15 protein-coding genes are annotated in these 20,098 nt (G+C 61.1%); 2 read left to right on the top strand and 13 right to left on the bottom strand.

Annotated elements, in window-relative coordinates; genetic code table 11:
* Positions 1-6: 6 nt before the first annotated feature.
* The 11 genes from ileS to ACZ92H_RS02800 all read right to left on the bottom strand — a co-directional run bounded on the left by ileS (position 7) and on the right by ACZ92H_RS02800 (position 14,052).
* Positions 7-2,907 carry an isoleucine--tRNA ligase gene (ileS, locus tag ACZ92H_RS02850; protein ID WP_131371541.1) on the bottom strand — a complete coding sequence of 967 codons (2,901 nt, stop codon included), beginning with the start codon at positions 2,905-2,907 and terminating at the stop codon, positions 7-9.
* Between the two features lie 69 nt (positions 2,908-2,976).
* On the bottom strand, positions 2,977-3,948 hold the full coding sequence (locus ACZ92H_RS02845) for a bifunctional riboflavin kinase/FAD synthetase (protein WP_465048108.1): 972 nt from the start codon (positions 3,946-3,948) through the stop codon (positions 2,977-2,979).
* Positions 3,949-4,129: 181 nt separating this feature from the next.
* The gene (locus tag ACZ92H_RS02840; protein WP_131371535.1) at positions 4,130-5,341 is read right to left on the bottom strand and encodes a tetratricopeptide repeat protein; all 1,212 of its coding nucleotides are present in this window, start codon (positions 5,339-5,341) and stop codon (positions 4,130-4,132) included.
* A 78-nt stretch (positions 5,342-5,419) separates the two neighbouring features.
* The gene (locus ACZ92H_RS02835) at positions 5,420-5,851 is read right to left on the bottom strand and encodes an ExbD/TolR family protein (protein WP_436569735.1); all 432 of its coding nucleotides are present in this window, start codon (positions 5,849-5,851) and stop codon (positions 5,420-5,422) included.
* 105 nt (positions 5,852-5,956) lie between these two features.
* A complete protein-coding gene (locus ACZ92H_RS02830; RefSeq protein WP_131371532.1) occupies positions 5,957-6,385 on the bottom strand; it encodes an ExbD/TolR family protein in 429 nt (142 codons plus the stop codon).
* Positions 6,386-6,390: 5 nt separating this feature from the next.
* Positions 6,391-7,320, bottom strand: coding sequence for a MotA/TolQ/ExbB proton channel family protein (locus ACZ92H_RS02825; RefSeq protein ID WP_436520394.1), 930 nt, complete (start codon positions 7,318-7,320; stop codon positions 6,391-6,393).
* 86 nt (positions 7,321-7,406) lie between these two features.
* Positions 7,407-8,063 carry an energy transducer TonB gene (locus ACZ92H_RS02820; RefSeq protein ID WP_131371529.1) on the bottom strand — a complete coding sequence of 219 codons (657 nt, stop codon included), beginning with the start codon at positions 8,061-8,063 and terminating at the stop codon, positions 7,407-7,409.
* Positions 8,064-8,602: 539 nt separating this feature from the next.
* The gene (locus tag ACZ92H_RS02815) at positions 8,603-10,207 is read right to left on the bottom strand and encodes a SpoVR family protein (RefSeq protein WP_465048109.1); all 1,605 of its coding nucleotides are present in this window, start codon (positions 10,205-10,207) and stop codon (positions 8,603-8,605) included.
* Positions 10,204-11,472: a YeaH/YhbH family protein gene (locus ACZ92H_RS02810; RefSeq protein WP_131371526.1), complete on the bottom strand. Its 1,269-nt coding sequence runs from the start codon at positions 11,470-11,472 to the stop codon at positions 10,204-10,206. Before ACZ92H_RS02810 ends, ACZ92H_RS02815 begins: the two co-directional genes overlap by 4 nt.
* Before the next feature lie 70 nt (positions 11,473-11,542).
* Entirely contained in the window at positions 11,543-13,465 is a 1,923-nt protein-coding gene (locus tag ACZ92H_RS02805; protein ID WP_099402965.1) for a PrkA family serine protein kinase, read from the bottom strand.
* Positions 13,466-13,737: 272 nt separating this feature from the next.
* Positions 13,738-14,052, bottom strand: a complete 315-nt coding sequence (locus tag ACZ92H_RS02800; protein ID WP_465048110.1) for a hypothetical protein — start codon at positions 14,050-14,052, stop codon at positions 13,738-13,740.
* Between ACZ92H_RS02800 and ACZ92H_RS02795 the strand changes: the two genes are divergently transcribed.
* On the top strand, positions 14,051-15,082 hold the full coding sequence (locus ACZ92H_RS02795) for an adenosine deaminase (protein WP_465048111.1): 1,032 nt from the start codon (positions 14,051-14,053) through the stop codon (positions 15,080-15,082). The genes ACZ92H_RS02800 and ACZ92H_RS02795 overlap by 2 nt on opposite strands.
* Before the next feature lie 24 nt (positions 15,083-15,106).
* Positions 15,107-17,638 (top strand): ABC transporter permease, encoded by a 2,532-nt coding sequence (locus tag ACZ92H_RS02790; RefSeq protein WP_465048112.1) that lies wholly within the window; start codon positions 15,107-15,109, stop codon positions 17,636-17,638.
* A gap of 144 nt (positions 17,639-17,782) precedes the next feature.
* Here ACZ92H_RS02790 and ACZ92H_RS02785 read toward each other — a convergent pair whose 3' ends face one another.
* Both ACZ92H_RS02785 and ACZ92H_RS02780 read right to left on the bottom strand, forming a co-directional pair.
* Positions 17,783-18,784: a response regulator gene (locus ACZ92H_RS02785; protein WP_465048113.1), complete on the bottom strand. Its 1,002-nt coding sequence runs from the start codon at positions 18,782-18,784 to the stop codon at positions 17,783-17,785.
* Positions 18,785-18,787: 3 nt separating this feature from the next.
* Positions 18,788-20,089, bottom strand: a complete 1,302-nt coding sequence (locus ACZ92H_RS02780) for a sensor histidine kinase (protein ID WP_465048448.1) — start codon at positions 20,087-20,089, stop codon at positions 18,788-18,790.
* Positions 20,090-20,098: the final 9 nt, after the last annotated feature.

Genomic DNA, 20,098 nt, shown 5'->3' with positions numbered 1-20,098 from the left:
GCTGCTTTAAGCGAAACGGCGCGATTCGCCTTTTCCAAACAGGTTGCTGACGCAGCGGCCGCACAGGGTGGCATGCGCGGCGTCCGTGCCCACGTCGGCGCGGTAGTGCCAGCAGCGCTCGCACTTCGGTGCCGTCGACGCGGCGACCAGCACTTCCTCCGAGGCTTCGTCGGCCACTTCGGCCACCGTTGCCTGCGAGGTGATGAAGACGAACTTCAAGTCGTCGCCCAGCGTGGTCAACAGCTTGTACTTCATTGGCGCGGCCTTGATCGTCAGCTCCGCCTGCAGTGAAGAGCCGATGGCGCCCGAGGTGCGCAAGTCTTCCAGCTGTTTCGTCACGTCCGTGCGTACGGCGCGCAGGGCCGTGTACTTTTCCAGCAGCTCGGCGGCGTCCGGCACTTCCGGCAGCTGCCACCAGGTTTGCGTGAAGATGGTTTCATCGCTGGCGGCGTACGCTTCCGGTCCCGCGAAGACGGCCCACGCTTCTTCGGCCGTGAACGACAGGGCAGGGGCCATCAGGCGCAGCAGGCTTTGCGTGATGTGCCACAGGGCCGTTTGCGCCGAGCGGCGCGCGTGCGAGCCCAGGCCGGTGGTGTACAGGCGGTCCTTCAGGATGTCCAGGTAGAAGCCGCCCAGGTCTTCCGAGCAGTACGTCTGCAGTTTCGATACCACCGGGTGGAATTCGTAGCGCGCGTAGTTGTTCTCGATCTGCTGCTGCAAGGAGGCCATGTTGGCCAGCGCATAGCGGTCGATTTCGAACAGGTCCGCCACGGGCACGGCATCGGTCGCCGGATGGAAGTCCGAGGTATTGGCCAGCAGGAAGCGCAGGGTGTTGCGGATGCGGCGGTACGATTCCGTCACGCGCTTCAGGATTTCGTCGGAGATCGACAGCTCGCCCGTGTAGTCGGTCGAGGCGATCCACAGGCGCAGGATGTCGGCGCCCAGGGTGTCGGAGATCTTTTGCGGCGCCAGGGTGTTGCCCAGCGACTTGGACATCTTCTTGCCTTCGCCGTCGACCGTGAAGCCGTGCGTAAGCAAGGCCTTGTATGGCGGCCGGCCGTTCAGCATCGACGACACCAGCAGCGACGAATGGAACCAGCCGCGATGCTGGTCCGAGCCTTCCAGGTACAGGTCGGCCGGGAACTGCAGCTGCGTCGAGTGCGAGCCATGCGCCTGGGGGCCGCCCAGCACCGTCTGGTGCGTGGCGCCGGAATCGAACCACACGTCCAGGGTATCCTTGTTCTTGGCGTAGATGGCCGCTTCGTCGCCGATCAGGTCAGCCAGGTCCAGCGACTGCCATGCCTCGATGCCGTCTTTTTCGATCAGTTTGGCCACTTGCTCCAGCAGTTCCGGCGTGCGCGGATGCAGGTCGCCCGTTTCCTTGTGCACGATGAAGGCCATCGGCACGCCCCACTGGCGCTGGCGCGACAGGGTCCAGTCGGGACGGTTGGCGATCATGCCGTGCAGGCGCGCCTGGCCCCAGTCCGGGAAGAACTCGGTGTCGGCGATGCCTTGCAGGGCCGTTTCGCGCAGGGTCGCGCCGCCGTCCTTCGGCGTCACGTCCATGCCGGCGAACCACTGCGAGGTGGCGCGGTAGATGATCGGCGTTTTATGGCGCCAGCAGTGCATGTAGCTGTGGTCGAACATCTTGACTTCGAACAGCGCGCCCGCTTCGCGCAGGGCGTTGCAGATCGGCTTCGACGCTTCCCAGATGGTCATGCCGCCGAACAGGGGCAGGGTCGAGGCGAACTTGCCGTCGCCCATCACCGGCTTGATGATGTCGTCGTCCTTCATGCCATGCGCCTTGCACGAGATGAAGTCGTCCAGGCCGTAGGCCGGCGCGGAGTGCACCACGCCCGTGCCGCTTTCCGTGGTCACGTATTCGGCCAGGTACAGCGGCGACAAACGGTCGTAGAAGGCGTCTGCCGCGTGCAGCGGATGGCGGAAACTGATGCCGGCCAGGGCCGCGCCATCGCAGGTGGCGATCGTCGTGCCATCGAGCTTGAAGCGCGCCAGGCTGGCCACGACCAGGTCTTGCGCCAGGATCAGCAGCAGGGGCTGGCCATCGCGCTCGGCCTTCACCAGCGAATATTTCACTTCCGGGTGCACGTTCAGCGCCTGGTTCGACGGGATGGTCCACGGCGTGGTGGTCCAGATGACGATGAAACCGTTCTCGGTCGGCAGCGCCGGCAGGCCGAAGGCGGCCGCGAGTTTTTCCGGCTCGGCGAACTTGAACCCGACGTCGATGGCGGGATCGCGCTTTTCCGCGTATTCCACTTCCGCCTCGGCCAGCGCCGACTGGCAGTCGAAGCACCAGTTGACGGGTTTCAGGCCGCGGTACACATAGCCTTTTTCCAGCAGCTTGCCCAGCGCGCGCAGTTCGTCCGCTTCATTGCCGTGCGCCATGGTCAGGTAGGGATTGTCCCACTCGCCCAGCACGCCCAGGCGGATGAAGTCTTTCTTCTGGCGCTCGACCTGCACGTTGGCATAAGCGCGGGCCTTTTCCAGCACTTCGGCCGTCGGCAGGTTCTTGCCATGCAGTTTTTCGATCTGGATTTCGATCGGCATGCCATGGCAATCCCAGCCAGGCACGTACGGCGCGTCAAAGCCGGACAGCGAACGCGATTTGACGACCATGTCCTTCAGGATCTTGTTGACGGCGTGGCCCAGGTGGATGTCGCCATTCGCATACGGCGGGCCGTCGTGCAGGATGAATTTCGGACGGCCGGCGGCGGCCTTGCGCACGCGCTCGTAGATTTTCTTGTCTTGCCATTGCTGTACCCATTGCGGCTCGCGCTTGGCCATGTCGCCGCGCATCGGGAAAGGGGTTTCCGTCATGTTGACCGGATACTTGCTTTCCGGTTTCTTGTTCTGCTTGGGGGCTGCTGGCTTGTTTTGGTCGGACATATTCTTCTTTACTGTATGGAGTGAAATTCTGTGGCGGGGAAACCCGCCGCGCGCAAGAGTTGGCCAGGATCAAATTCGATCGGTGGCGGTAATGGCGCTGCGGCGCTGGGCGAAATAGGCGCGTGCCTGGTTCGAGTCGCGCTCGATGGCGGCCGTCAAGGTGGGCAAGTCGTCGTACTTTTCTTCGTCGCGCAGCTTTTCCAGGAATTCCACGCGGACCAGTTTGCCGTAGCAGGACTGGGAGAAATCAAACAGATGCACTTCCAGCAAGACGCGGCCACTGTCGTCGACGGTGGGGCGCGCGCCCAGGCTGGCCACGGCAGGCAGCGGCTGTGGCGCCAGGCCATGCACTTGCACGATGAAGATGCCGGACAGGGCAGGGCGGTGCGCCACGCGCAGGTTCAGGGTGGGAAAACCCAGGGTGCGGCCCAGCTTCTGGCCGTGGATCACGTGGCCGGAAATGGCATACGGATGGCCCAGCAGCTGCGTCGCCAGCGGGAAATCGCCGGCGGCCAGCGCCAGGCGCACGGCCGACGAGGAAATGCGCGTGCTGCCATTCATCACGGTCGGTAACGTTTCGACATGAAAACCGTACTGGCGGCCCGCTTCCTGCAGCATGGCCACATCGCCGGCGCGCCGGGCGCCATAGCAGAAGTCGTCGCCGACCATCAGCCATTTCACGTGCAAGCCGTCGACGAGGACTTTTTCCGTGAATTCCTGCGGCGTCAAGGCGGCGAACTGGGCGCTGAAGTGCTCGACGACGACGCGGTCGATGCCGGCGTCGTCCAGCGATTGCAGCTTGTCGCGCAGGTTGGCGATGCGTTGCGGGGCTTTCGACAGGTCGCCCGCGCGCTGCGCGAAGAATTCGCGCGGATGCGGTTCGAACGTCATCACGGCCGCCTCGATGCCGAGCTCGGTCGCGGCTACGCGCACGCGCGCCAGCAAGGCTTGATGGCCGATGTGGACACCGTCAAAGTTGCCGATGGTCAGTGCGCAAGGCGCGCGTGCCTGGGCATTGGGAAGTCCGCGAAATACCTTCATGGGAATCTGATGAAAACTATGCCAAAAGGGGGATTATACGGACTGTTTCAGGGATGCACAGCCGCAAGGGCGGCCCGGAGGGTAATTTCACCCCCGAAATGGACAAAAAGCGTTGCCGGCTAGTGAGCTGGCAACGCTTTTGCGGAATGCGCCAAATGGTCAGCGCCATCTCGACGTGAACTTATTTGTTCATCAACGTCCAGTAACGAGCCAGGTCAGCCGTGCCATCCGTACCCTTGACGGTTTTCAGCGTGGTCGTGGCGTTGGCTTTCTTGCCGGCGTGGATGTAGGCGATGCCCAGGTGCAGCTTGGCCTCTTCCGCGTACTTGGCGGTGCCCATTTTCACGGCATCGTTCATCAGCGCCAGGCCCTTGTCAGCCTGGCCATCGTACACCAGCGCAAAGCCCAACTTGCTCAAGCTGTCGGCGTCCTTGTTCTTCACGTATTCCGCTTCCAGCTTGGCGGCGTTGGCTTTCAGGTCCGCCTGGGTTTTCAGGGCCAGGTCTTTCAGGCGCTGGTGGCGGGCTGCATCGGCGCCGGTTCCCAGCACGCCTTTTTTGTAGCCTTGATCGATGATGGCCAATGCTTCACCCGGATTGCCCGCTTGCAGGGCAAGCTGGCTGATTTCCATGTATTCGGATGGCTTGGTGAACAGGCCGTTGGCCAGGCGCAGGCGCTGGACGTCCAGGCCCAGGCGTTGCGAGAAGCCAGGCTTGCCCGATACGCGGTTCAGCAGGTCAGCCCAGTAGCTGGTCTTTGGATAGCTCGCTGCCAGTTTTTCCAGGGTGGCGACGTAGCCGGCCTTGTCATTTTGCTTCAGCTGGATGTTGGCCAGCATTTGCAGGCTGGCTTCCGAGTTGCCGCCGCGTGCTTGCAGTTCTTTTGCCGCTTCGGCGTAGTTGCCGCTGACGTAGTAGGTCTGGATCAGCAGTTCGCGCATCTGTGGATCGTCGCGGTCTTTCAGCGAGCGTTTGATCCAGGTGATGGTGTTTGGCCAGTCCTTGGCGCGGTAGTACATGCCGGCCAGGGCTTGCGTGAATTTGGGGGCTTCGGCGGCGCTCAGGCGGCCGGAATTGATGACGGCTTCGAAAGCCTTGATGGCGGTGCCGTTGTCGCCGGCGGCGGCGGCGGCCGAAGCGCGTACGCGTTCGATCTGGTAGCTTTCAAAGGCGGTCTTGCCGCTCACGCTGTCTGCTTCGCGCAGTTTGGCCAGCGCTTCCTTGTTTTTGCCGCTGCTAGCGAGTTTTTGCGCTTCTTGCAGTGGCTTGCCGACTTCGGCGCGCACGGTATCGGCGGCATATGCCAGCGAGCCCAGGCCGATTACAGGAGTTGCTGCGGTAAAACCGATAGCGGCCATGACGAGGCCGAGATGAGCGAGACGAAACTTGGACATGAGAAAGTCTTTCAGTAAAAAGCGAATAGGCAGGAAGTCCTGCCTATTCGGATGTAAAGAGAACCTGATTGCTACAGCTTACTGGAATTGCTCGTTGCCGACCAGACCGATTTTGGTCACGCCCAGACGCTGTGCCGACGCCATCACGCCGGCGACGACTTTGTATTCCACCAGCTTGTTAGGACGCAGATGCACTTCCGGCTGATCTGCTTGCGCAGCGATGTTGCTCAGCTTGGCTTCCAGCGTATTGCGATCAGGTACGACCTGATTGTCCCACAGGATGGTGCCGTCAAAATCGACATCGATCGTGACGACCACTGGTTCGGTTGTCGGTGGCGGCGGGGTGCCGACCGGCATGTTCAGGTTCACCGAGTGGTTTTGCTTAGGAATCGTGATGATCAACATGATAATCAGCACCAGCATCACGTCGATGAGGGGCGTCATATTCAGTTCCATCATTGGTTCCGGATCCGCGCCTGCTGCGCTTCCCGAACCGACATTCATACTCATAGTGTTTCCTTTAAGAAGTCCAACGAAGCACCGGGCGATACAGCCGCCCGGCAAGCTTCCTTCAGTGACGCCCCTTTGCTGCCGGGGCGTCGCTGTCAGTCGCTATCAGCCCTTGTCAGGTGGTTCGGTGATGAAGCCGACCTTCTGGATCCCGGCACGTTGGGTCGTGTAAATAACCCGGCCGATCGATTCGTAGCGTGTTTCTTGGTCGCCACGAACGTGTACTTCCGGCTGCGGTACTTTCACTGCTTCAACTTTAAGATAATCGAACAGTTCGTTCGTGTCTTTCAGTCTGGTCTGGCCCAGGTAAATCTCGCCATCCTTGTTAACAACGATGTTAACGTTTTCTGGCTTGGTTTGAAGGGCTTGATTGGCCTCAATCGGCAGATCGATTTTCTGCAGCTTAAGGACAACCGGACTCGTGATCAAGAAAATGATCAGCAAAACCAACATGATGTCGACAAGCGGCGTCGTGTTGATTTCTGACATTACCTGATCTTGTTCTCCGCTGTCGGAGCCGACGGACATCGACATGATTCTTATCCGATCTTTTTAGCGCCGGCAGCACGGCCAGCTTCGCTGGTGGACATTACGCCGGAAACCAGGACCGAGTGAACGTCGGCGCTGAACGAGCGGATGTCTTCCATTGCGGTTTTGTTACGACGTACCAGCCAGTTGTAGCCCAGAACAGCAGGAACAGCGACCAGCAGACCGAAAGCGGTCATGATCAGCGCTTCACCAACTGGACCTGCCACTTTGTCGATCGATGCGTTACCGGTCATGCCGATAGCGGTCAGCGCGTTGTAAATACCCCAAACGGTACCGAACAGACCGATAAACGGTGCGGTCGAACCAACGGTTGCCAGGAACGACAGGCCATCTTGCAGACGCGATTGGACTTTGTCCGAAGCGCGCTGGATCGACATCGTCACCCAGGTCGACAGATCGATTTGTTCCAGCAGGGCGCCATCGTGGTGAGCCGTTGCCTTGGTGCCCGATTCAGCGATGAAGCGGAATGGCGAACCTTCTTCCAGGGTTGCCGAACCAGCAGCGATCGAAGGAGCTTTCCAGAATTTGGCAGCGGCTTCTTTAGCTTGCTTGAAGATCTTCATTTGATCGATCAGCTTGGTGATGATGATGTACCAGGTACCGATCGACATGATGACCATGATGATCAGGGTAGCGCGTGGCACGAAGCCGCCGTCCCACACTGCTTGCAGGCCGAACGGGTTGTGTACTTCTTCGGTTTTGGCTGGAGCTGCTGCGTCTGCTGCTGGAGCGGCGGCGTCTGCTGCTGGAGCTGCTGCATCTGCGGCAACTGGTGCTGCTGCAGCGTCTGCCGCAGGAGCCGAAGCGGCTGCCGATGCTGGCGCGTCAGCGAATGCTGGTGCTGCTACCAGAGCGGTAGTAGCGGTGACGGACAACAGAACCGCGGCAAAAAATGCGGACAAACGGGTATTCTTAAACATGCTTCCTCCAAAATTAAAAATAACAGATCGCTGAACGTAATGACAACGAAATCATAGTGTGAGACAGGGGATAACTGCCTCGGGTTTTAATCCAGCGACCAAACGTATTGCATTTGCTGCCAGCCTTGTTCCGGCTTGCCGTCGACTGTTGCCGGCTTAAATGTACAGCGGCTAATACCTTGCTGCGCGGCGCGGTCCAAGTCTCTGAAGCCGCTTGACTTCACGATCTTCGAATCAGCGACCTTGCCGTCCACACCGATCAGGAACGACAGCGTCACGACGCCGGTTTCCTCATTGCGCTGCGACGACTTTGGATAAGCCGGTTTTTCGCAGACACTGAAGTCAACCACGGCCGGTGTGCGCACCGATTTGGCTGGTCCAGGAGTTGGCGCAGGCTGTGCAGGCGGTGCTGGCGGTGCCAATACATTGGTGGCTGGCTTCACAGCAGTCGTATTTGCGATCACGTTCTGTTGTGGTGGCGGCTGCTGCACGTTCACCTCGACTGGCGGAATGAATGGCGGCGGTGGTGCCTTCATTTCTGGCGGCGGTGGTGGCGGTGGAAGATCCTTCGGTGGAGGCGGTTTGACTTCCTCGATAATCTTGGTTTCAACCGGTTCCATCATTTTGGTGACCAACCGCTTGCCCAAGCCCGTCACGATCCCGTAAGCCGCGAGAACGTGCAGCAGGACAACGATAGTGATGCCTGTGTAGTTCTTGGGACTTTTCTCGTTCGAAAAATTCATGCCTGCTTTCTCCAAATACCATCTCTTGTCTTGCAACTGAACCCCAAAATGACGACACAAAGCTCCAGCCGTATCCGGGACGTCGCCGAATTATACATACGAATTCTTTATTTTACACAGATTTTTAACGCCTAAAACCGGTTAAATTTTTGGCGCTTTTGCGCCCTGAAAACGTACTTGCTTATGCCATCTTTGCACGCTTTCGGACAGAAAAAAAGGCGGTCTTATCGGTTTTTTACAGCTGTTTTGGGCTACCACTGCTAAGTTCTTCGATGTGTCGATATGGCGGAATTATATTTCGTGATATTCAATATGGAAACAGCTAAATTTGGAGAAAAATATTTCTCTTTGGAAATATTTTGCCTTGGAACCAGACCACTTAGCCTGGCAGGCGCACCAAACAGGTGCGAAAAGCACTTTGCACAGGTCAAAAAAAGCGGCCCCGGAGTCGCTTCCGAGGCCGCCTGGCCATACTGAATTCCTATGCCGGTATAGGCAGTGCTTATATTCTTGCTAAAATTCTTATCAATAAATCCATGTCAAGGCCGTACGGCGGGATCATCGCGGCGGTTACGCTTTTCACGCCGGCAATTCAAGGTGCCCAGCACGGCGCCCTGGGGATCGACCGTATCGAGATGCACATCGAAACCCCACAGGCGTGCCACGTGCTTGAGCACTTCCGCCGCCTGCTGGTTCAGCGGCCGGCGCTGGAATTGCGTGTGGCGCAGGGTCAGGGCGCGGTCGTCGCGCGTGTTCACGGACCAGACCTGGATGTTCGGCTCGCGGTTGCCCAGGTTGTACTGCTCCGCCAGCTGCTGGCGCACGTAGCGGTAGCCGGCATCGTCGTGGATGGCGGAAATGGCCAGTTTCTCGTTCTTGTCGTCGTCGAGCACGGCAAAGAAGTGGAATTCACGGATCAGGCGTGGCGACAAATACTGGGCAATGAAGCTTTCATCCTTGAAATTGCGCATGGCAAAGTCCAGGCTCTTGCGCCAGTCGCTGCCGGCCATGTCGGGAAACCAGGCGCGGTCTTCGTCCGTCGGGTGCTCGCAGATGCGGCGGATGTCGCTCATCATGGCAAAACCCAGCGCATACGGGTTGATGCCGCTGTAATACGGGCTGTCGATGGGCGGCTGGTAGACCACGTTGGTATGGCTTTTCAGAAATTCCATCATGAAGCCGTCGCCCACCACGCCTTCATCATAGAGCTGGTTCAAGATGGTGTAGTGCCAGAAGGTGGCCCAGCCCTCGTTCATGACCTGGGTTTGCCGCTGCGGATAGAAATACTGGGAAATCTTGCGCACGATGCGCACCATCTCGCGCTGCCACGGTTCCAGCAGCGGCGCATACTTTTCGATGAAGTACAGCAGGTTTTCTTCCGGTTCGGGCGGAAAGCGGGGCACGGCCTTGCGCTGGTCTTCCTCTTCTTCCTCGTCCTCGCGGCGGGGCAGGGTGCGCCACAGCTGGTTGATCTGCGACTGCACGTACTCTTCGCGCTCCTTCTGGCGCGCATATTCCTTCGCCATCGACAGCTTGGCCGGGCGCTTGTAGCGGTCCACGCCATAGTTCTGGATGGCATGGCACGAATCGAGCAGCAATTCCACGGCATCGACGCCATGGCGCTGCTCGCATTCGCTGATGTAGTTCTTGGCAAACACCATGTAGTCGATGATGGCGTCCGCATCCGTCCAGGCGCGGAACAGGTAATTGCCTTTAAAAAAGGAATTGTGGCCGTAGGCCGCATGCGCGATCACCAGCGACTGCATGGTCAGGCTGTTTTCCTCCATTAAATAGGCGATGCAGGGGTTGGAGTTGATGACGATCTCGTAGGCCAGGCCCATCTGGCCCCGCTTGTAGCTTTTCTCGGTGGACAGGAAATGCTTGCCGAACGACCAATGGTTGTACGAGACGGGCATGCCGACGGACGTGTAGGCATCCATCATCTGCTCGGCCGTGATGATTTCCAGCTGGTTCGGATAGGTGTCGAGTCCAAACTGTTTCGCCACGCGGCGGATTTCTTCGTGGATTTGCTCGATCAGCTCGAACGTCCATTCGGACTGCTCGGGCAGGGCGTTGGCATGGCGCAGGCGCACGAACGGCTCGCCCGGGGTGCTGCTGGCGCGGTCAAAGGCTGCACTCATCATTTCACCTGTTTCTTGAACAGTTCGCGGAAGACCGGATAGATATCGGCCGGCGTGACGATCTTTTGCATGGCGAAATGGGCGTGATGGTCGAGCACGCCCGCGTACTGCTCCCACAGGTTTTGCTGCGGGCCATCCGTGATCTCGACATAGGTGTAGTACTGCACCTTGGGCATGATGGTATTGATCAGCAGCTGGCGGCACAGCACGGAATCGTTGTCCCAGTTGTCGCCATCGGAGGCCTGCGCCACGTAGCTGTTCCATTGCCCGGCACCGTAGCGTTCGTCGATGATGGTGTTGAGCAAGTGCAAGGCCGACGACACGACGGTACCGCCCGACTCGCGCGAATTGAAGAATTCGTGCTCGTCCACTTCCGCCGCGGCCGTGTGGTGGCGGATGAACACCACCTCGATCTTGTCGTAAGCGCGCTTGAGGAACAGATATAACAGGATGAAGAAGCGCTTGGCCGTGTCCTTGCGCGACTCGTCCATGGAACCGGAGACATCCATGATGCAGAACATCACGGCCTGCGTCATGGGCTTGGGCACCTTGATGCGGTTACTGTAACGCAAGTCGAACGGGTCGATGAAGGGGATGGCCAGCAAGCGCGTATGCAGGTGGTGGATCAGGCGCCGCAGCTCCACCACGAGGGGATCGCTGTCCGGTACGCCTTCGTGCAGCAGCGTGGCCAGCTCTTCTTCCGCCTGCGCCAGCTGCTTGCGGGCGCCGCCGCCGACGGCGATGCGCCGGCCCAGGGCGCCGCGCAGGGAGCGCAGCACGTGGATGTTCGATGGCGTGCCCGACATATTGTAGCCGGCGCGCTGGTTCTTGAATTCCGTGGTGGCCGTCAGCTGGGTTTTTACCATGTGCGGCAATTCGAGGTCTTCGAAGAAATAATTCATGAATTCTTCGCGCGACAATTCAAAGATGAAATCGTCTTCCGTCGTCTCGTCGCTATTGCCCGCCTTGCCCCGGCCGCCGCCGGCGCCGCCTTTCGGCCGCGCGATCTGGTCGCCTTTCAGGTATTCCTTGTTGCCGGGATTGACCACTTCCCACACGCCGCCATGCGCGTGGCCGAACGCCGGTTCGCCCACGTCCTTGACGGGGATGCTGACCTTCTCGCCATTCTCGACGTCCGTGATCGAGCGCCCCTTGATGGCGCGCCCCACGGCATCCTTGATCTGGCCCTTGTAACGCCGCAGGAAACGCTCGCGGTTGACGGCGGATTTGTTCTTGCTTTGCAAGCGCCTGTCGATGAGGTATGTCAAAGGGTGCCTCCTTGCTTCTCGTCTTGCGCGCCCCGCCGTGCATCGGGCGGGAGCGCGCCCGCTGTCCGCGCTACGATGACTTGCGTACGCGCAAGTACCATTCGCATAACAGGCGTACCTGCTTGGCCGTATAGCCTTTTTCCACCATGCGGGCCACGAAGTCGGCGTGCTTGTTGGCATCGTCTGCGCTGGCCTTGGCATTGAAGGAAATCACCGGCAGCAATTCCTCCGTATTCGAAAACATTTTCTTCTCGATCACGGTGCGGAACTTTTCATAACTGGTCCAGGCGGGATTCTTGCCGCCGTTCGACGCCCGCGCGCGCAAGCCGAAGTTCACGATTTCATTGCGGAAATCCTTCGGATTGGAAATGCCCGCCGGCTTCTCGATCTTTTCCAGTTCATTGTTCAGCGATTCGCGGTCGAAACTCTCGCCCGTGTCCGGATCGCGGTATTCCTGGTCCTGTATCCAGAAGTCGGCGAACGTCACGTAGCGGTCAAAGATGTTCTGCCCGTATTCGGAATAGCTTTCCAGGTAGGCCGTCTGGATCTCCTTGCCGATGAACTCCACGTAGCGCTGCGCCAGGTGCTCTTTAATATAGGAGAAGTAGCGCTGTTCGAGTTCCGGCGCGAACTGCTCGCGCTCGACCTGCTGCTCCAGTACATATAATAGATGCACGGGATTGGCGGCCACTTCGGAATTGTCAAAGTTGAAGACCTTCGACAGGATCTTGAAGGCAAAGCGCGTCGACAGCCCGTTCATGCCTTCGTCCACGCCCGCGTAGTCCACGTATTCGTGCATGGACTTGGCTTTCGGGTCCGTGTCCTTGAGGTTTTCGCCATCATAGACGAGCATCTTGGAAAAGATGCTGGAGTTTTCCGGGTCCTTCAGGCGCGACAGGATGGCGAACTGCGCCATCATGCGCAGGGTGCCGGGCGCGCACGGCGCCTTGACCAGCGAGGAATTGGCCACCAGCTTGTCGTAGATCTTGATTTCGTCGGAGACGCGCAGGCAGTAGGGCACCTTGACTATATAGATACGGTCAAGAAACGCCTCATTGTTGCGGTTGTTCTTGAAGGTCTTCCATTCGGACTCGTTCGAGTGGGCCAGGATGATGCCGTCGAAGGGAATGGCGCCGAAGCCTTCCGTGCCCTTGTAGTTGCCTTCCTGCGTGGCCGTCAGCAGCGGATGCAGGACCTTGATGGGCGCCTTGAACATTTCCACGAATTCCATCAAGCCCTGGTTGGCCAGGCACAGGCCGCCCGAATAGCTGTAGGCGTCCGGATCGTCCTGCGCATAGTCTTCCAGCTTGCGGATGTCGACCTTGCCCACCAGCGAGGAAATGTCCTGGTTGTTTTCATCGCCCGGTTCCGTCTTCGAGATGGCGATCTGTTTCAGCACGGACGGGTAGCGCTTGACGACGCGGAACTGGTTGATGTCGCCATTGAATTCATGCAGGCGCTTCACGGCCCAGGGGCTGGGGATGTTGCGCAGGTAGCGGCGCGGGATGCCGTAATCTTCTTCCAGGATGGTGCCGTCTTCTTCCTCGTTGAACAGGCCCAGCGGCGATTCGTTGACGGGCGAGCCTTTCAGGCAATAGAAGGGCACGTGCTCCATCAGCGACTTGAGTTTTTCCGCGATCGACGACTTGCCGCCGCCGACAGGTCCCAGCAAATACAGGATCTGCTTGCGCTCTTCCAGGCCCTGCGCCGCATGGCGGAAGTAGGACACCACTTGCTCGATGACTTCCTCGGTGCCGTAGAACTCGCGGAAGGCGGGGTAGATCTTGATCACCTTGTTGGCGAAGATGCGCGACAGGCGCGTGTCGTTGCGCGTGTCGACCAGCTGCGGCTCGCCGATGGCGGCCAGCATGCGTTCAGGCGCGCTGGCATACGTCAGCTTGTCCTTCTTGCACAGGGCCAGGTATTCGGTGAGCGACATTTCCTCTTCGCGGGTGCGCTCGTAGCGTGCTGCATAGTTATCAAAAATGGTCATCTCAATGTCCTTTAATGTAAACCTGAACTGCCAGTCACCATGGCTGCCCGCGTGGCACTCGCCTGGGCTTGCCGCTTGAACTTTTCCTGTACCCCGTATCGATTTTTATTGTTGTTTCAAGCCCGGCTGTCTTTGCGAGTCCGGATTGCCCGGACCAAAAAACTGGCGCTTGATGCCGTGTGCTGGCGTGGCCAGCCGGCCTTTTTGTCATGTCTTGCTAGCGCTTGATGCGGCTAACTTTACCCCATGAAATTAATTATTGCTCTAAAGGATCAGGAAGTCAAAAGATATGTCGTAATATCCTTAATACTTGTGTGTAAATTGTTGATTTGATTGGATAATTTCTCAAATTTTTCAGTAGTTTGAGTGAACTTTTTACAGTCTCTGGAATCATCATACGACAATTCGCCAGCGTGTGCCGGTGCCGCTCCGATGGCCGTCGCCAGCACCGTGCCGGCGGCCCCGCGCCGGTGCGGCTGGCCATCTTGCGCTAAGATGCCTGCATGTTTGATGGCCGGCGCCATGGCGCGCAGCGCCTGGCGCGTGCAGGCCAGCATTTTTATCGACACCCTATAAGGAACTCCCATGATGAACCCCCAATTGCGCGCGATCGTCCGCGGCATGCCGAAGGCCGAATTGCATATCCATATCGAGGGCTCGCTGGAACCCGAACTGATTTTCGCACTGGCCGAACGCAATGGCGTGCCACTGGGCTATGAATCGGTGGAACACTTGCGCAGCGCCTATGCCTTCACGGATTTGCAGTCTTTTCTCGACATTTATTACGCTGGCGCAAGCGTGCTCTTGAAAGAGCAGGATTTCTACGACATGACGCGCGCCTATCTGCTGCGCGCGGAAGCGGACAATGTCTTGCACACGGAAATTTTCTTCGACCCGCAAACGCACACGGCGCGCGGCGTGCCGATGGCCGACGTGATCAACGGCATCTACCGCGCCTGCCAGGACAGCCCCGTCAGCGCGGCCCTGATCCTGTGTTTCCTGCGCCATTTGAGCGAAGCGGAAGCCAGCGAGACCCTGGAAGACGCCTTGCCGCACCGCGACAAGTTCATCGGCATCGGCCTCGATTCCTCGGAAGTGGGCAATCCGCCCGAGAAATTCTCGCGCGTGTTTGCCCGTTGCCGCGAGCTGGGCCTGCACCTGGTGGCGCATGCGGGCGAGGAAGGCCCGCCAGCCTACATCCGCACGGCGCTCGACGACTTGCGGGTCGAACGCATCGACCATGGCGTGCGCTGCCTGGAAGACGCGGAGCTGACGGCCCGCCTGGCGCGCGAACAGATCGCCCTGACCGTGTGCCCGCTGTCGAACACCAAGCTGCGCGTGTTCGACCAGATGCATGACCATAACCTGGCGCAACTGCTCGACGCCGGCCTGCTGGTGACGGTGAACTCGGACGATCCCGCGTATTTCGGTGGCTACATGAACGACAACTTCGACGCTATCTTCGATTCCCTGCCACTGGGCCTGGCCCACGCGCAGCGCCTGGCGCGCAACGGCTTCATCGCCGCCTTCCTGCCGCAGGCGCAGAAGGATGCCTTCCTCGCCACCGTCGATGCGTATTTCGCGCAGCACGCCGCCGCCCACGGCGCCGCGCAATAAACTTTGCATAAAGACCCGCCGCCCATGTTCCGCCTCTCCCTGAAAATGACCGGCCGCGACTGGCGCGCCGGGCAACTGCGTTTCCTGCTCGTCGCGCTGATCGTGGCCGTGGCGGCCCTGTCGGCCGTGGGCTTCTTCGTCGACCGCCTGCGCGCGGGCCTGAACCGCGACGCGCACCAGCTGCTGGGCGCCGACCTCGTCATCAGCGCCGACCAGCCCGTCAATCCGGCCTGGCGCGCGGAAGCCGTCAAGCGCGGCTTCATGCTGGCCGATACGGTGACCTTCCCCAGCATGGCGCAGGCGGGCGAGGGCGAGCAGTCGACGTCGCAGCTGGCGTCCATCAAGGCCGTGTCGCCCGGCTACCCGCAGCGGGGCAGGCTGAAAATCACCACCAAAGTCAGCGAGGCGCAGGATGCCGTGGGCCAGCCCACCAGCCAGGTGCCGGCGCCCGGCACGGTATGGGTCGACGCCGCCATCCTGTCCAGCCTGAACGCGAAACTGGGCGATACGCTGACTCTGGGCGACAAGCCGTTTACCGTCACGCAACTGATCGCCAGCGAGCCGGACCGCGGCGCGTCGTTCCTGAATTTTGCCCCGCGCGTGATGCTGCCCTTGAGTGACCTGGCCGCCACGGCGCTGGTGCAGAATGGCTCGCGCGTGTCCTACCGCCTGCTGCTGTCGGCGCCGCCGGCCAGGGCGGGCGAGATTGCGCAATATCAAGCCTGGCTGGAAAGCCAGATCAAGGCGCAGGCCATCAAGGGCGTGCGCATCGAGTCGCTGGAGTCGGGCAGCCCGCAGATGCAATCGACCCTGGACCGCGCCGACCGTTTTCTTTCCCTCGTCGGCCTGCTGTCGGCCATGCTGGCGGCCGTCGCCGTGGCGATGGCGGCGCGCCGCTTCATGCTGCGCCACCTGGATGCCTGCGCCATGCTGCGCTGCCTGGGCCTCACGCAGAACCAGGTCACGGCCATGTACGTGATCGAATTTTTGCTCGTCGGCCTGGCCGGCAGCGTGGTCGGCGTGCTGGTGGGTTTCGGCGGCCACCTGGTGCTGCTGGAATTGCTGGGCAAGCTGGTGCAGAGCGACTTGCCGCCCGTCTCGCTGCTGCCGGCCTTGCAGGGCGTGGCCACGGGCATGCTGCTGTTGCTGGGCTTTGCCCTGCCGCCGATTTTGCAGTTGCGCAATGTTCCCCATAACCGCGTGATCCGCCGCGAACAGGAGCCGCCGCAGGCGCTGGCCCTGGCGACCTACGGCCTGGGCATCGCCGCCTTCGTCGTGCTGCTCTTGTGGCAGGCGGGCGACGTGAAACTGGCGCTGATGACGGCGGCCGGCTTCCTGGGCGGCTTCGCCCTGTTCGGCCTGGCCGGCTGGCTGGGCATCCGCTCGCTGAAAACCCTGCGCGGCGCCTTCAACCACCAGGGCTGGCGCTTCGCCGTCACGTCCCTGCAGCGGCGGCCGGGCGCCACCGTGATCCAGGTGGTGTCGCTGGCCCTGGGTTTGATGGCCTTGCTGCTCTTGACGGTGGTGCGCGGCGACCTGATGGTGGCCTGGCGCAATGCCACGCCGCCCGATGCGCCGAACCGCTTCATGATCAATATCCTGCCCGAGCAGAAAGACCCCATCGCCGCGCGCCTGGCGCAGGCGGGCGTGGCCAACGCGCCCCTGTATCCGATGATACGCGGGCGCCTCGTGGCCGTGAACGGCAACGCCATCACGGAAGACACCTACCAGGACGACCGCGCCAAGGGCCTGGCCGACCGCGAATTCAATTTGTCGACGATGGCCGCGATGCAGGAGGAAAACAAGCTCGTGGCCGGCAAATGGTTCGGCGATGCGCCGGGCGCGCCGGCCGAGGCGTCGGTGGAAGAGGGCATCGCCAAGACCCTGAAGCTGAAGCTGGGCGACAAGCTGCGCTTCGACATCGCCGGCCAGAGCGTGGAAGCGGCCATCACGAGCTTGCGCAAGCTGGAATGGGGTTCGATGCGCGTCAATTTCTTTGTCATCATCAATCCGGCCGCCATGGCGGACACGCCGCAGACGTGGATCACGGCCTTCCACCTGCCGCCCGCGCAGGCGGACCTGGGCAACGCCTTGCTGCGCGAGTATCCGAACCTGACGGTGGTTGACGTGGGCGGCGTGCTGAAACAGATCCAGGGCGTGCTGGACCAGGTGGTGACGGCCGTGGAATTCCTCTTTGCCTTTACCCTGGCCTCGGGCTTGCTGGTGCTGTATGCGGCCCTGATGGGCTCGCAGGACGAGCGCACGCGCGAAGCGGGCCTGCTGCGCGCCCTGGGCGCCACGCGGCGCCAGCTGGCGCAGGCGCAGCTGATCGAGTTTTCACTCGTCGGCGCCCTGGCCGGCTTGCTGGCGGCGACGGGCGCGGCGGCCATGGGCTGGGCGCTGGCCACGTACCAGTTCAAGTTCGCCTGGAGCTTCGCGCCGGGCGTGTGGGCCTTTGGCCTGCTGGCCGGCGCCCTGTGCGCCATCGCCGGCGGCTGGCTGGGACTGCGCAACGTGCTGAAGCATCCCCCCCTGCAAACCCTGCGCGAAGGCTGACACCTGTCCAAACCTGCCGCGCGCGGGCCAGTGCGCTCTCCGATGCCCGCTGGCCGGCGCCCCCCGTAACGTCGTGCCGCTGCGCTTCCCGGGCCAGCGGGGGCGCCGAGCGCGACGCTGTGGTTAGGCGTTGCAAGCCGCAGGCTAGGCGCTGACGCCGTCGCCCGCGCGCAGAAATTGCGCGTAGGACATCACCGGCTGCCCCAGCTGGTGGGGCGGCACGTCGAACAGGGCCCAGAAATACGTCACGCGGCCCAGGCAGATAGTGGGCGCGGCGCAATAACGGAACCAGTTTTCGCCGATGTGCGCCGCATACATGCCATCGCTGTCGGCATCGGAAAAATACGGGATCACGCGCATGTCCAGCAAGGCCAGCAGCAAGGATTCGGGCGCGTCGCTGTCGCGCGCCATCTCGTACTGGGTGTGCAGGCCGCGTTCCGTCTCGATGATCATCAGCCGGGCCTGGCCATCGCGCGTGAAGAACAGGATGCCGCTGGGATTGGGGAAAATGTAAAACTCGACGAAGCCGTGGCGCTGGCACAGCTCCTGCACGACGGCCGCCAGCGCCTCGTCCTGCAGGAAACTGTAGTCATGCAGCATCAGCAAGTCGCGCACGGTGTCCGACTGCTGCAGGAAGAATTCGCGCTGCAAGGCAATGATTTCCTGTTCCAGGATGTCCAGGGCATCGTCGTCGCTCTTCTTGATGTAGCGGTCGATCAAGCCCCGGTTGAAGGCCGTCACGGCCACCTTTTCATCGGCCGCGCCCGTAAATAAGATCTTCTTGCATGGCAAGTCGCGGACGGCGTGGCAAAACTCCAGGCCGTTCATCTGCGGCATCGAATAATCGACCACCAGCACGGAGGGCACGGCAAAGCGCTGCGCCTGGCCGCTGATGCGCCAGATGCGTTCGATGTCGAGCGCCACGTTGCACTGGTCGGGCGGCAGGTTCTGCGTATCGAAATTGACATGCAGCGGCATCTCGCCCAGTTGCGTGCTCTGGCGCAGCCAGTGCAGCGCGCTGCTGGTGTCGTGGAAGGTCTTGCGCGCCAGGCCGGGATCGAGCTGGAATGCGAGGCTTTTCAGGAAGGAATCGCTGTCGTCGATCAATACGGTCAGGGTCGGATGGGTGTAGACGGGCAGTTGCATGCGTCACCTCGCGCGGTGGATGGATGGAAAACGGCTGGGCCTGGCGTTGGCGTGTTGCTGCGGGAATTCCAGCACGAAGATGGCATATGCGCCTTCGCGCGCGACGCAGCGGATGCGCGCATGCCAGGCTTGCATGATTTGCCGGCACAGGGCCAGGCCGATGCCGCTGCCGTTGTGCGCGGGATAGGAATAGAAGCGGTCGAAGATCAGCGGCAGGCGGCTGGCCGCGATGCCGCAGCCCGTGTCGATGAACAGCAGCCGCGGCACGGGACGCGCGCCATCGATGACGATGCGCACGCGGCCCTTGCCGGCGCGCTGGATGCCTTTCAAGGCATTGCGCAGCAGGTTCAGCAGGATGACCACGCACAGTTCCGACTGGCCGTGAAAGCTGAAGTCGGCGCGCACGTCGATCTTGACCATCTCGCGCTGCGCCGTGCTGGTGAACGGATAGCGGCGCAGGACGGCCGCGACGCTGTCGTGCATGGCGACCGTTTCGTTCGCTTCAAGCTTGCGGTCGACGGCGCTGGCGCTGAGCAGGAACAGGTCGATCATGTGGTGCATGTGGCGTACTTCGAAGCGGATGCGCGCCAGCGCCTCCAGGCTGGCCGCGTCCGGCGCCGGGGCGGAACTGCGCTGCAGGCCGCGCACGTTCGCCTCGACGCTGACCAGGGGCGTGCGCAATTCATGCGCCACGCTGCCCAGCCCTGCCGCCAGCCCGGCCAGTTTTTGCTGCGCGCCCACGTTGCGCCCCACCTTGACGACGGACAGCACGGCCATCGTGAACCAGTGCACGGGCAATTGCTGCAAGACTTCGCGGCTGAGCAGGAAGGCGGGATCGCCGGCGATGGCAAATGCCAGGCAGGCCAGCAAGGTGCCGCTCAGGTAAGCCAGGATGGCGATGCGCGTATCGAAGTGGAACAGCACGATCAGCGCCACCAGCAGCGAATGCACCCATAGCGGCGAGGCGTGATTCATCAGGAACATATAGGTGAAGAAGAACGGCAGTTCGAAGGTCAGTCCCAGGAACAGGTAGACGCTGAACCAGGTATTGCTGAAGCGTCCGGGCCACAGGGCGGGCAGGAACAGCAGCGCCGCCACGCCGCGCAGCAGCGGCGACTCATATTCTTGCGGGAAGCAGAACTGCCACAGCGCGTAGTACAAGGGCATGCCCAGCGCACCGATGACGGCCAGGGCGCGCACCTGGGCGCGCCGTATGGGCGTGTGTTCGATGGCATCGTGGAAATGCAGGAAAGGCTGGAGGAACTTGCCTTGCCACCGCTTTCCGGCAGGGGACTGCACATGCATCATGGTAGG

The sequence above is a fragment of the Janthinobacterium foliorum genome (assembly GCF_978021625.1).
The sequence above is the reverse complement of the archived record's forward strand: the minus strand, read 5'-3'. Positions and strand labels throughout refer to the sequence as shown.